This window comes from Stenotrophomonas maltophilia group sp. msm4 (genome assembly GCF_032025605.1).
GTDB lineage: Bacteria > Pseudomonadota > Gammaproteobacteria > Xanthomonadales > Xanthomonadaceae > Stenotrophomonas > Stenotrophomonas sepilia.
Genome location: NZ_JAVSKK010000003.1, coordinates 835958 through 848527, shown reverse-complemented (window position 1 = coordinate 848527; position 12570 = coordinate 835958). Strand labels below are relative to the sequence as shown.

Genomic DNA, 12570 nt, shown 5'->3' with positions numbered 1-12570 from the left:
GCGGCCGCCCTTTGTTCTCCAGGAATCGACGATGCCCCGCAAACTCCTCCTGTGCCTGGCCGCCGCGGCCGCGCTCAGTGCCTGCAAAGGCGAAAACACGCCCGCCGCCGCGCCGGCCACCGACACCGCTGCGGCGAAGCCGGCCGCCCATTCGTTCTCCCCGGAGATCAATGCCGGCGACTTCGCCGAGATGGTCAAGACGCTGGCCTCGGATGAGTTCGAAGGCCGCGCGCCGGGCAGCAAGGGCGAAGAGCTGACGGTCAACTACATCCGCGACCAGATGCAGCGCATCGGCCTGCAGCCCGGCAACGGCGACAGCTGGTTCCAGGATGTGCCGATGACCGAGACCACGGCCGACGAATCGACCGTGCTGAAGATCACCCAGGGCGGCAAGACCACCGAGCTGAAGTTCGGCACCGACATGGTGGTGGGTACCCGCACCGGCCAGGCCGAGGTAAAGGTCGATGCCAGCGACCTGGTGTTCGTCGGCTATGGCGTCGATGCGCCGGAGCAGAAGTGGAACGATTACGCCGGCCAGGACTGGAAAGGCAAGACGGTCGTCATGTTCGTCAACGACCCGGGCTTCCACGTCGAGGACGAGAAGCTGTTCGACGGCAAGCGCATGACCTACTACGGCCGCTGGACCTACAAGTTCGAGGAAGCCGCGCGCAAGGGCGCCGCTGCTGCACTGATCGTGCACGACACCGCCGGCGCCTCCTACGGCTGGGACGTGGTGAAGAACTCCTGGGCGGGCCCGCAGTACGACCTGCCGGCCAAGGATGACCCGGAAGCGCGCATTCCGGTGCAGGGCTGGCTGAGCGCCGACGCGGCCAAGGCACTGTTCGCCGGTGCCGGCCTGGACCTGGCGCAGGCCTACAAGGACGCCAGCAAGCGCGGTTTCAAGCCGGTGCCGCTGAAGGCCACCGCTGCGGTCGACCTGAAGAGCCAGATCGCACAGAAGCAGTCGCGCAACGTGGTGGGTGTGCTGCCGGGTAGCAAGCGCGCTGACGAGGCGGTGCTGTACATGGCGCACTGGGATCACCTGGGCAAGCATGAGGGCGAGACCGGCGACAACATCTACAACGGCGCCGTCGATAATGCGACCGGCGTCGCCGGTATTCTCGAAGTGGCCGAAGCCATGGCCCACCAGGACCCGAAGCCGGAGCGTTCGGTGGTGTTCCTGGCCGTGACCCTGGAAGAATCCGGCCTGCTGGGTTCGAAGTACTACGTCGCCCACCCGACCTTCCCGCTGGACAAGATCGCCGGCGTGATCAACATCGATGCCATGTCGGTGGCTGGCCGTGCCAAGGACGTGACCGTCACCGGGTTCGGCAGCTCGGAGCTGGAGGACATCCTCAAGCCGTTGGCCGCCGCCCAGGACCGTACGCTGCACGGTGAGACCTCGGTGCAAAGCGGCTTCTACTTCCGCTCGGATCACTTCAACTTCGCCAAGGCCGGTGTGCCAGCCCTGTACGCCGATGGCGGCGAGGACCTGCGCGAGGGTGGCGTGGAAGCGGGCCGCAAGGCCGCGGCGGACTACGGCGCCAACCGCTACCATGGCCCGAAGGACGAGTTCGACGCCGCCACCTGGAAGCTGGATGGCACCGTCGAAGACCTGCAGCTGATGTACGGCGTGGGCAAGGAACTGGCCGGTGGTGATCGTTGGCCGAACTGGTATGCAGGCAACCCGTTCAAGGCGGCCCGCGACGCGATGATGAAGGACAAGGCTTCGGCCAAGTAAAGTCGGGTCATGCTCGACTGAGGACTGTTGAGAGCAGAGCGGGGGCCCCCCCCGGGGGCGGGGGTTTTTTTTTGGGGGGGGGGGGGGGGGGGGGGGGGGGGGCGGGACACGCTGCAAGTACTTCCCTGTAAGCTCGATGGCGCCTTGCTCGTGTGCGCTGTCCTGCGCACACTGCAAGACCGGGGTTGGGCGTCCTGCCCAACCCGCCCGAGGCATGCCTCGGGCCCATGGCGCCAACGGTCCCGCCACCCCACCCCGGCCCGACCCAGCGCGTAGCAACACCGAGCCATGACCCGCTGTTGCTGTTGCTGTTGCTGTTGCTGTTGCTGTTGCTGTTGATTTCACAGCAGTCGCGGCCGCAGGCCGCGCGGACCACTCACAGATGCCGCAGTTCCTGCTTCAGCGTCGCCACGCACCGGCGGCTGACTTCCAGCGGCTGCTTGCCATGCCGCAATACCGCCTGCACCTGCCCGCCCGAGCCCCGACGCAGCTCCACCAGCTCGTGGCGTGCCACCAGGCAGTTGCGATGGATGCGGATGAAACGACTGGCGAACTCTTCTTCCAGCGACTTCAGCGATTCCTCGATCAGGTCCTCGCCGCGCGCGTGGTGCACCACCACGTACTTCTCCTCGGCCTGCAGGTAGTGGATATCGTCCAGCGGAATCAGGCGCAGGCTGCCGCGCAGGCGTGCGCACAGCACGCTGCGTGCCTGCTGCCCGCTGTGCTCCTGTGGCCGGCCACCGCGGCCGGCCAGGAACGTGCGCGCACGCGCGATCGCCGCCGCCAACCGTTCGGCACGCACTGGCTTCATCAGGTAGTCGATCGCTGCGGCCTCGAACGCCGACAGCGCATGCGCATCGTAGGCGGTGCAGAACACCACCGCTGGCCGGGGTTCGAAGCTGGCCAGGTGGCGGGCCGCTTCCAGGCCATCCAGCCCGGGCATCGCGATATCCAGCAGGACCAGGTCCGGCTGCAGCTCCGCGCACGCATGCAGGGCCTGCTCACCGTTGCCGGCCTCGGCCACCACGTCCACGCCGTCCTGTGCCGCCAACAGGCTGCGCAGGCGCTCGCGCGCCAGCGGTTCGTCGTCGGCGATGACTACCCTCACGATCGTTCCCTCACTGGATCGGCACTGTCACCTGGCAGGCATAGTAGCCCTCGCTCCAGCCAGCCGTCATCCGCGCGGCGCTGCCGAAGCGCCAGGCCAGCCGATGGCCGATGCTGTGCTGGGCATGGCCGGCGCCGCGTGCCAGCGCCAGCCCCGGCGCCTGCGGATCGGGTGCCGGGTTGCGTACGCGGATCTGCAGCTCATTGCCCTCGCGCGCCAGCTGCAGTTCGATGGTGCCGCCGTCGGGCAGGCGCGAGATGCCATGCAGCACGGCATTTTCCACCAGCGGCTGCAGTACCAGCCTTGGCAAGGGCAGGTCCCATGGCAGCGGCTCGTCGCGCTGCCAACGCACCTGCAGGCGTTCGCCCAGGCGCAGCGATTCGATCGACAGGTAGCGCTCTGCCAGTTCGCATTCGTCGCGCAGGGTGGAATCGCCCTCGCCCGCCCCCAGCGCGGCACGGAACAGATCGGACAGGTCCAGCACCGCGCGCTCGGCGACTGCCGGGTCACGATGCAGCAGGCTGGCGATCAGGTTCATGCTGTTGAACAGGAAATGCGGGCGGATACGCGCCTGCAGCGCGTCGGCCTGCGCGCGCGCGTTGGCCTGCACCTGCGCGGCCCAGCGATCGCTTACGTAGAAGTAGCGCAGCGCCAGCGCGGCGATCAGCGCCGTAGTTGCCGCGCTGCCGAGGGTGAAACGCCAGAAGCTGATGCCACTGGCGAAGTTGTCGCCCAGCACCGCGTACAGCGCGTGCACGATGCCGGCGCAGACCACCGCGATCAGGGTGGCCAGCACGGTCGCCGCAATGGCGCCCAGCACCGGCGGCAGCCGCGACAGGGTCTGCCGCAGCATGCACAGGCTGGCGGTCACCGCCAGCGCCAGCCACAGCGCGAATCCGCTGGCCGACAGCAGTTCGCCGAAGGTCCAGTGACGGCTGCCGTCCGGCGCCAGCGCCAGTACCACCACCACCAGCTCGGCCAGGCCGAGCATCGCCGCCAGCCGTGGCAGGCGGCACAGTTCCGGCATCCACGGCGGTGTGCTGGCCGGCGACATGGCTCAGGCGGCGCCCAGGCGTTCCTGCAGCCAGTCACCCAGTGCCTGGATCTCCTCGGCACAGACCTGGTGAGCCATCGGGTAACTGTGCCACGCCACATCCAGGCCCAGCGTACGCAGCGTCTGCGCGCTGTGCGCGGCGACGGCCTGCGGGATCACCGGGTCGCCACTGCCATGGGCCATGAACACCGGCACCTGCACCGCGCCGTCAACACGCGTGGCGCTGTCGGCTTCGGGCAGATAGGTGGACAGCGCGATCAGGCCGGCCAGTGGCGCGGTACGCGAGAGCGCGGCCGTCAGGATGATCGCCCCACCCTGCGAGAAGCCTGCCAGGAAGATCTTCTCCGGCGCGATGCCGCGCTCGATCTCGCGCGCGATCAGTGCGTCCAGATGCACCACCGATTCCTGCACGCCGGCCATGTCGGCGCGCGAACGGAAGTCCATGCCCACGATGTCGTACCAGCCGCGCATCGGCACGCCGTTGTTGATCGTGATCGGCCGCACGGGTGCGTGCGGGAACACGAAGCGCAGCGCCGGCCAGTGCGGCCGCACCAGTTCCGGCACGATCGACGCGAAATCATGGCCGTCGGCGCCGAGGCCGTGCAACCAGATCACCGACCACTGCGGCGAGGCGCCGGTTTCCTGTTCCACCGTTTGCAGCATGATGCGGCTCCTTCAAGTTCGAGCCGCATTATGCCGCTGGCGCGGGGCAATCAGTACAGCGGCGGTTGCTCGGCCGCTTCCCGCCGCAGCTGCGCGGCGCGTACCAGCACCGGTGGCGGAATGTTCTCTTCCGGAATATCGAGCAGGCCGAGGCGATGCAGGAAAGCACCGGGGCCGCGCGAGGAGGTCAGCGCCACCACCGGAACGGCCAGAACCATGCCGATCACCACCGGCGCCATCCAGGCCGCCAGCGACGGCGATACCGCCCAGGCCAGCACGCCCATGAAGGCGCCGAACACACCCAAGCCACCGTAGCCACGGATCAACGCCATCCACGAGATGCCGCCGTCGTCACGCTGCTGCGCGTCCCAGCCGGAATCGCGCCCGGACAACACTTCGGCCACGCCGCGTGACTGCACGTACATCACCACCGGCGCCATCAGCGCGGCGAGCACGGTTTCCACCAGCATCGATACGAAGGCACGGATCGGACCGCCACAACCGCGGCGGTCGACCGGGTCCAGCAGCATTGCCAGGTAGCCGAGCACCTTGGGCAGCAGCAGCACCGCCATGGTGGCGGCGAACAGGCGCACCACCTGCTCTTCATCCTGTGCGCGCCAGTACACGCTGGGCGACAGGTGCAGCAGGGCGTTGAAATCGATGCCTTCCTGGAACAGCGGGATGGCGATGCCGATCAGCATCAGCATGGCCCACATCGGTGCGGTGAAATAGTGGCCGATGCCGATCAGCATGTGCGTGCGGCTGATCCAGTGCAGCCCGCGGCTGCCGACCACCTTGCCGTGCTGCAGGTTGCCCTGGCACCAGCGACGGTCGCGCACCAGCAGGTCGGTCAGCGTCGGCGGGCCTTCCTCGTAACTGCCACCGAGGTAGGGCACCATGTGCGCGGCCCAGCCGCCACGACGCATCAGCGCCGCTTCGACGAAATCGTGGCTGAGCACGTGGCCGCCGAACGGCTTGCGCCCCGGCAGCGCCGGCAGGCCGGCGTGGTCGGCGAAGGCACGGGTACGGATGATGGCGTTGTGGCCCCAGTAATTGCTCTCGGCACCGTGCCACCAGGCCACGCCGCGGGCGATCACCGGCCCGTACACGCGGCCACCGAACTGCTGCATGCGCGCGAACAGGGTGCGGCCGCCGATCACCGACGGCAGGGTCTGGATCAGTCCGACGTCGGCGTTGTGTTCCATGCCGGCCACCAGGCGCACGATGCTGTCGCCGGTCATCAGGCTGTCGGCATCAAGGATCAGCATCTGCGGATAGGCACCGCCGAAGCGGCGGACCCAGTCAGCGATGTTGCCGGCCTTGCGCCCGCTGTTGTCACCACGTCGACGATAGAACAGGCGCGTCTGCCCCTCCGGCACACGCTCGCGCAGCTCGGCGAACACCTGTTCCTCGGCAGCGGCAATGTCCTCGCGGCGGGTGTCGCTGAGCACGAAGAAGTCGAAGCGGTCGAGCTGGCCGGTGGCCGCCACCGACTCGTAGATCGCCTGCAGGCCGGCCAGCAGGCGGCGCGGGTCTTCGTTGTAGGTCGGCATCAACAGCGCAGTACGGCTGTGCACGGCCGGCAACGGCTTGTCCGGGTCGATGCCGAGCCGATAGCCCCGGTCGAACACAGCGGTCAGGAAGCCGGCCAGGGCGCTGGCAAACGAGAGCGCGATCCAGGCAAACAGGCCGACGAACAGCACCAGCAGGCAGGCTTCGAGCACGCTGATGCCATTGGCCGACAGCACCCGCCACATCATCCGCGTAGCCACGGCGGTCATGCCGAGCGTGCCACCAAACAGGTACAGCCGGCGCAGGCCGATCAAGCGCGGCGAGGTGCGATGCCGCCGGACCTTCAGCGCGCCTTCGCGCAGGGTCTGTTCGGGCATCGGCAACGGCGATTCAGCGGGCAGCAGCGCCCAGCCGGCATCGAGCCGGGGCGTTCCTGCTTCCGCTTGGATGGTCTGCACCCCCATCGTCGCTTACTCCGCGCCGTCGGCACGGCCGGCCATCCCGGCCGGGCTGCATGCACCAAGGTTCCCGGCGCGCTTTCCCGGCGCCCGCACTTGTCCTGGCTGTGTCGGCCTCACGCCGCACAGTCGATGTCTGTCACTACCGGAACCCACACGATCTCCAACGGGGCGGAATCGAAAATGCGGCCCAGTCTAGGGCCCAGAATGTAAGCCGGGTGCGAAGGTCTACACCGGGATTTGTCCCCATTCAGCAAATAGCAGGCGATCACGCCAGGGCATGGCCAGATGTCACTGCATCGCCCCCGGTACTGGATCGTAACAAACGCGAACGGTTATCATTTAATTAACCAGGCAGGTCACCGTCCTCCGCACGGCCGCGACCCACCCAGCTGCGCCGGTCCAGACCGCGCACCCGACGACCCACGGAAGGGGGGGCTGCCTGCTGTCTGCCTGCGCCTGCTGCTTCCACCGGGTCACCCCACCTCCCATGGAAGCCGTCATGTCCCTGTCGTCCCGTTCCCGTTCCGCGCGCCTGCCGCGCACCCGCCTGGCCACCGCCTGCCTGCTGGCCCTGCCCGGCCTGGCCGCCGCAGAGGCCGCCGCAGAGGCCGCCGCCGATGCCTCCACCAAGGACCTGGATACCGTGGTGGTCACGGCTTCAGGCAGCCAGCAGTGGATCAAGGATGCCCCGGCCAGCATCAACGTGATCAGTCGTGAGGACATCGAGCGCCAGCCGGTACCGGACCTGGCCGCCCTGCTCAGCCGCGTACCGGGCGTGACCGGCGGCCTCAGCGCCGTCGGCGAGCAGTCCAAGATCAAGCTGCGTGGCATGCCGTCCAACTACACGCTGGTGCTGGTGGACGGCAAGCGCATGGGCAGCTCGGCCTCGACCAACTATCGCCCCGACCTCGGCCGCCAGGACCTGAACTGGATCTCGCCGGACCAGATCGAGCGCATCGAAGTGGTGCGCGGGCCGATGTCGTCGCTGTATGGCTCCGATGCGATGGGCGGGGTGATCAACATCATCACCCGGCGCATCGGCGACGAATGGAACGGCAGCGCCACCCACAGCTACACCCGCCCGGCTGACGGCAAGCGCGGCGATACCCAGCAGATCGGCGCCACGTTCTCCGGACCGCTGGGCGAACGCTTCGGCCTGCGCATCGGTGCCAACAGCATGCGCCGTGATTCGGACCGCTCCAACGGCGGTGTCTACGGCAACGCCTATGCCGGCGAGAAGGACCGCAACGCCGATGCGCTGCTGCAGTGGAAGCTGAGCGACGCACAGGAACTGTCGCTGGAAGCCGGGCACGGCGTGCAGCAGGCCTTCATCGATGCGTCGCTGGAAAAGCAGGACGAAGGTGCCTGGGGTGCCAGTGAGCTCAAGCGCAGCTCGCTGGCGCTCAACCACGATGGCAAGTGGCGCTTCGGCAATTCGAAGATCAGTGCGTACTGGACCGAGTACAGGAACGACATCGGTGCTGCCGGCCGTTCCGAAGCGACCGATACGATCATTGAGGGCAGCCTGACCACGCCGTTCACCCTCGGCGTTGAACACCAGTTCGCCGTAGGCGGCCAATGGAAGCGGCAGGAGCTGACCAACACCGACACCATCGGCCGCGCGCCGATCGACTATGCCGGCAACGCGGTCAGCGGCTCCACTCTGGACGTGGACACCTGGGCGCTGTTTGCCGAGGACGAGCTGAAACTGCACCGCACCCTGGCCCTGACCGTGGGCGCGCGCCTGGACCATCACGAGCAGTTCGGCGGCCACGTCAGCCCGCGTGCGTACCTGGTCTGGCACCCGGCCGAACAATGGACGATCCGCGGTGGCGTCTCCAAGGGCTTCCGTGCGCCCAGCCTGACCGAGAACTCGGCCAGTGCCGCTACCCAGTCCGGGGGCCGCGGCTGCACCTCGCTGATTCCGCTGGGCTATACCCGCGGCGGGTGCTACATGGCCGGCAACCCGGACCTCGATCCGGAGACCAGCACCAATCGCGAGATCGGCATCAGCTTCGACAATGACCTGATCGATGTCGGCGTGACCTATTTCCACACCGACTTCCGGAACAAGATCGAGTACGCACCGCTGGGCCGGTTCAACGGCATCTGGTGGACGCGCATGAGCAACGTACAGCGCGCGCGCACCCGCGGCATGGAAGGCAACCTCAACGTCCGCTTCGGCGAGCAGTGGCGCTGGCGCACCTCGGCGACCTGGATGAAGGAAGCCAGGAACCTGACCACCGGCCGCAACCTGATCGATACGCCGGAGTTCTCCGGCTATTCGTCGCTGGACTGGGCGCCCAGCACGGTGTTTTCCGGCAGCCTGTCGGCGCAGTACACCGGCAGGCAGACGGGCACCGCCACGACCTTCCTCAAGGCCTATACGCTGTATGACCTGACCGCGGCATGGAACGTCAACGAAGTGCTGACCCTGCGCGGTGGCGTCAGCAACCTGGCCGACAAGAAGCTGTATGCGGAAGGCTCCACCGACTACTTCGTCGCCGGGCGCAGCTACTTCCTGAGCATGACCGCGCGGTTCTGACCGGCGGCACGCACCGTGATCGCGCTGGCGACATGCCAGCGCGATCGACGGTGTTGCGGGTTACTCGCTTTCCAGCGCGGTCGGTGCCGCATCCCGCGTGGCGGCCGTGCGCGCACGGTCCATCGCCACCGCCAGTTGCTGGCGTGCGAGCAGTTGTTGTGCCTGCACCACTTCAGGTGTCGGCAGGAGCACCGGTCCCGGTGCGTTTTCCGGTGTAGCAGCTGTGGTCATGCAACCTCCATGGACTTCCCGCCGCCGCACGGGCTCAGCCGGGGCGGCAGCGGAACTGCGCACCCTATCCTAAAAACAAGGCGGGTGGGTGACGGCGCGGCGCTTGGCCGCAGGCGCGGGAACAAGGCAGGCGTCACATTCTTGACGCTAGCGCTTGGATCCTGAATAGGACTTGTCCTATCATGAAAACGTTTTCTCACAGGGATGTTTCCCAATGAATACCACTGACCTGTCCCAGTTCAGCCCGAAGTGGCAGTTCCGCTTCAACTTCTTCCGCCAGCACGGCGCCCCCAAGAACCCCGGCTTCAAGCAGGCCTGGAAGGCACTGTCCTTTGGTGACCGCCTGAAGATCAACCTGAACTTCTTCGCGTTGTTCTTCGGTGCCATCTACCTGCTGATTCTCGGCATGTGGCGCAAGGCACTGGTGGTGATCGGCATCAACATCGCGCTGGCCATCGTCAGCATGTTCCTGCCGGATGTCGTCGGGCGCATGCTGTTCATCGCCATGAACCTGCTGGTCGCCTCCAGCACCAACTACAGCTACTACCTGGAAAAGGTGGAAGGACGCGCCAGCTGGAATCCGTTTGAAGGAATGTTCTGAGCCATCAGACCTGCGCAGGATGCGCGGCAAGGATGCATGCGACGCCCGGCAGCCGCCGGGCGTCTTCGTTTCCGGCATCAGGCCGCGCGGCGGGCCATGCCCTCCGGCTCGGCCTGCAGGCGGAAGCGCGACACCGCCACTGCCAGCTGCTCGGCCTGCTCCTCCATCGCACGGGCGGCGGCACTGGCTTCCTCCACCAGCGCGGCGTTCTGCTGGGTGGTTTCGTCCATCTGCACTACGGTCTGGTTGACCTGCTCGATGCCGGCAGACTGTTCGCGCGACGCGGCCGAGATCTCGGCCATGATCTCGTTGACCCGGCCGACCTGACCGACGATGTCCTGCATGGTGCGCCCCGCACCGTGCACCAGCTGCGCGCCGGCACCGACCTCGGCCACCGAGGCGTCGATCAGCTCCTTGATCTCCTTGGCAGCACCCGCCGAGCGCTGCGCCAGCGCCCGCACTTCACTGGCCACCACTGCGAAGCCACGGCCCTGTTCACCGGCGCGCGCCGCTTCCACTGCGGCGTTCAACGCCAGGATGTTGGTCTGGAACGCAATGCCATCGATCACCGAGATGATCTCGGCGATGCGCTGCGAAGACGCCTCGATCTGCTCCATGGTGTGCACCACCTGGCTGACCACCTGGCCGCCTTCGCTGGCCACGCCCGCTGCGGAACCGGCCAGCGTATTTGCCTGCAGCGCATGGTCGGCGTTCTGGCGCACGGTGGAGGTCAGTTCTTCCATCGACGCGGCGGTTTCCTCCAGGTTGGCGGCCTGCTGCTCGGTGCGGCGCGACAGGTCGCTGTTGCCGGCGGCGATTTCACCGGCGGCCAGGCGGATGCTGGCCGCCGACTGCTGGATCTGGCCGACGATCTGGGTCAGCTGCTGCACGGTGCTGTTGGCATCGTCGCGCATCACCGCAAACACGCCGTGGAAGTCGCCCTGCATGCGGGCACTGAGGTCACCGGCGGCGATCGCGCGCAGCAGCGTCGACAGTGCCGCCAGGTTGTGGTCGCTGACCTGCATCATTGTGTTCAGGGTCTCCACCATGCGGCGGAAATCATGTTCGAAGCGCAGTGCATCACCGCGCACGGCGAAGTCACCGGCGGCGGCGGCGGCGGCCAGTTGCTGGATCTGCTCGTTGATCGCGGCCAGGTTGCGCTTGGTGGTCGCCATTGCGGCAGTGAACACCGCCTTCTCGCCCGGCAGCACTTCCATGTCCACGCTGAGGTCGCCCACGGCATAGCGCTGCATCACTTCAACCAGGCGCTGGGTGACCGCATTGCTGGAGGCCACCAGCTGGTTGCTGTCGGCCACCATGCGGCCGTACTCGCCCGGGAAGGCCGCAGCATCCATGCGATAGCTGAGTTCACCGGCATCGTGCCGGCGCGCCATTTCGGCCTGCGCAAACATCACCGACTGCAACTGCCCACGCATGCCCTGCATTGCGTCCAGCAGGCGCCCCACTTCGTCGTTGCTGCGCGCCGGCAGCGTGCTGTCCAGCTTGCCGGCGGCGACATCACCGGCCACGCGTACCGCTTCGGCCAACGGGCGGATCGCCAGGCGGCGCAGCAGCACGTAGACGCCGGCGCTGAGGGTCAGCGCGGCGATCACGCCGACCAGCAGGGTCAGCCACAGCAGCTGGCGTGCCTCAGACACGATCACCGCATGCGGCATCACCACGCCCAGCGCGAAGCGTTGCGGGGCGTCGCCCACGCGCAGCGGCACATACACGCGTACGTTGCCGGCCGCGTCGGGGCTGAAGGCCTCGAACGGACGGTCGGCGGCGATGTCGGCCAGCATGCTGCGGGTCAGGGCATCGTTGCGCGGCTTGCCGATCTCGGCGGCATTGGCCGAGGCCAGCACCACGCCCTTGGGCGACAGCAGTTCGACGCGGCCAGCCCCCATCGGCTTCAGCGTTGACAGGTGCTTCTGCAACGCTGCCAGCGAGAAGTCGACGGTGAACACGCCCAGGAATCTGCCGTTCTCGATGATCGGCGTGCTCAGGGTGCTCATGAGCACCTTCTGGCCGGCGATGTCATAGGCGTAAGGTTCGCTGACCTTGGGCAGCTTGTCGCGGCTGGGCACCATGTACCAGTCACCGGAACCGCTGGCAGTCTCGGTGTAGTCGGTCATCACCGACTGCTGCGGTTTGCCGTCTTGCCAGGCCCAGTAGCTCATGTAGCGGCCGGTGGCATCGTGTGCTTCGGAATTGACGAACTCCGCATCCTTGCCGTCGAAGGCATCGGCCTCCCACATGGTGCTCTTGCCCAGCCATTGAGGATGAGCACGCAGCTGTTCGCCGAGCACCGCCGCCAGGCTGGCGCGGTCGGGTATGTCACCACGGGCACGCTGGGCCAGCACGGCCTCGACCATGGCGTCATTGCTGGCGAAAGCCGTGCCCAGATCAGCCGCCACCTGGCGCGCCTCAGCGTTGGCCTCGCTGGTCATGGTCTGGCGCGAGGCGCTGATCAGACTGGCGCTGGCCTGCCGGTAGATCAGGAAGGCGGTCAGGCCGAAGCACAGCAGCGCGATCACGGCGGTGCCCAGCATCAACTTGTGGGCGATGCTGCCCGGGCGTTGGGCAGCGGCAGAGCGGGAAGAAGACATGGGAGGGTCCGCAAGGAAGTTCAGGACGACCGGTGTTCAGGGGTG

The 12570-nt window shown here is 67.3% G+C and carries 9 protein-coding genes; 3 read left to right on the top strand and 6 right to left on the bottom strand.

Features of this window, described 5'->3' with window-relative positions; translation table 11 throughout:
- The first annotated feature begins 31 nt into the window (after positions 1-31).
- Entirely contained in the window at positions 32-1741 is a 1710-nt protein-coding gene (locus ROV93_RS18350; RefSeq protein ID WP_072169011.1) for a M28 family metallopeptidase, read from the top strand.
- A gap of 376 nt (positions 1742-2117) precedes the next feature.
- On the opposite strand, the gene ROV93_RS18345 is transcribed toward ROV93_RS18350, so the two are convergent.
- The 4 genes from ROV93_RS18345 to mdoH are packed head-to-tail and all read right to left on the bottom strand — an operon-like array spanning position 2118 to position 6542.
- Positions 2118-2849 (bottom strand): LytTR family DNA-binding domain-containing protein, encoded by a 732-nt coding sequence (locus tag ROV93_RS18345; RefSeq protein ID WP_061478104.1) that lies wholly within the window; start codon positions 2847-2849, stop codon positions 2118-2120.
- A gap of 10 nt (positions 2850-2859) precedes the next feature.
- Positions 2860-3903 carry a sensor histidine kinase gene (locus tag ROV93_RS18340; RefSeq protein WP_072167228.1) on the bottom strand — a complete coding sequence of 348 codons (1044 nt, stop codon included), beginning with the start codon at positions 3901-3903 and terminating at the stop codon, positions 2860-2862.
- A 3-nt stretch (positions 3904-3906) separates the two neighbouring features.
- Positions 3907-4566: an alpha/beta hydrolase gene (locus ROV93_RS18335; protein WP_080376908.1), complete on the bottom strand. Its 660-nt coding sequence runs from the start codon at positions 4564-4566 to the stop codon at positions 3907-3909.
- Positions 4567-4616: 50 nt separating this feature from the next.
- The gene (mdoH, locus tag ROV93_RS18330) at positions 4617-6542 is read right to left on the bottom strand and encodes a glucans biosynthesis glucosyltransferase MdoH (RefSeq protein WP_072167230.1); all 1926 of its coding nucleotides are present in this window, start codon (positions 6540-6542) and stop codon (positions 4617-4619) included.
- 496 nt (positions 6543-7038) lie between these two features.
- On the opposite strand from mdoH, the gene ROV93_RS18325 reads away from it, so the two are divergent.
- Entirely contained in the window at positions 7039-9084 is a 2046-nt protein-coding gene (locus ROV93_RS18325) for a TonB-dependent receptor (protein WP_072167232.1), read from the top strand.
- Between the two features lie 60 nt (positions 9085-9144).
- Here the strand turns inward: ROV93_RS18325 and ROV93_RS18320 are convergent, their stop codons facing one another.
- Positions 9145-9315, bottom strand: a complete 171-nt coding sequence (locus tag ROV93_RS18320) for a hypothetical protein (protein ID WP_172412093.1) — start codon at positions 9313-9315, stop codon at positions 9145-9147.
- 214 nt (positions 9316-9529) lie between these two features.
- On the opposite strand from ROV93_RS18320, the gene ROV93_RS18315 reads away from it, so the two are divergent.
- A complete protein-coding gene (locus ROV93_RS18315) occupies positions 9530-9916 on the top strand; it encodes a DUF2628 domain-containing protein (protein ID WP_014648516.1) in 387 nt (128 codons plus the stop codon).
- A 77-nt stretch (positions 9917-9993) separates the two neighbouring features.
- Here the strand turns inward: ROV93_RS18315 and ROV93_RS18310 are convergent, their stop codons facing one another.
- Positions 9994-12525 carry a methyl-accepting chemotaxis protein gene (locus tag ROV93_RS18310; RefSeq protein WP_072167233.1) on the bottom strand — a complete coding sequence of 844 codons (2532 nt, stop codon included), beginning with the start codon at positions 12523-12525 and terminating at the stop codon, positions 9994-9996.
- Positions 12526-12570 lie beyond the last annotated feature (45 nt).

Excerpts from the sequence above, each read along its gene's own strand:
- ROV93_RS18315 (WP_014648516.1), top strand. The coding sequence starts at position 9,530 with ATGAATACCACTGACCTGTCCCAGTTCAGCCCGAAGTGGCAGTTCCGC.
- ROV93_RS18325 (WP_072167232.1), top strand. The coding sequence starts at position 7,039 with ATGTCCCTGTCGTCCCGTTCCCGTTCCGCGCGCCTGCCGCGCACCCGC.
- ROV93_RS18320 (WP_172412093.1), bottom strand. The coding sequence starts at position 9,315 with ATGACCACAGCTGCTACACCGGAAAACGCACCGGGACCGGTGCTCCTG.
- mdoH (WP_072167230.1), bottom strand. The coding sequence starts at position 6,542 with ATGGGGGTGCAGACCATCCAAGCGGAAGCAGGAACGCCCCGGCTCGAT.
- ROV93_RS18350 (WP_072169011.1), top strand. The coding sequence starts at position 32 with ATGCCCCGCAAACTCCTCCTGTGCCTGGCCGCCGCGGCCGCGCTCAGT.
- ROV93_RS18310 (WP_072167233.1), bottom strand. The coding sequence starts at position 12,525 with ATGTCTTCTTCCCGCTCTGCCGCTGCCCAACGCCCGGGCAGCATCGCC.
- ROV93_RS18340 (WP_072167228.1), bottom strand. The coding sequence starts at position 3,903 with ATGTCGCCGGCCAGCACACCGCCGTGGATGCCGGAACTGTGCCGCCTG.
- ROV93_RS18335 (WP_080376908.1), bottom strand. The coding sequence starts at position 4,566 with ATGCTGCAAACGGTGGAACAGGAAACCGGCGCCTCGCCGCAGTGGTCG.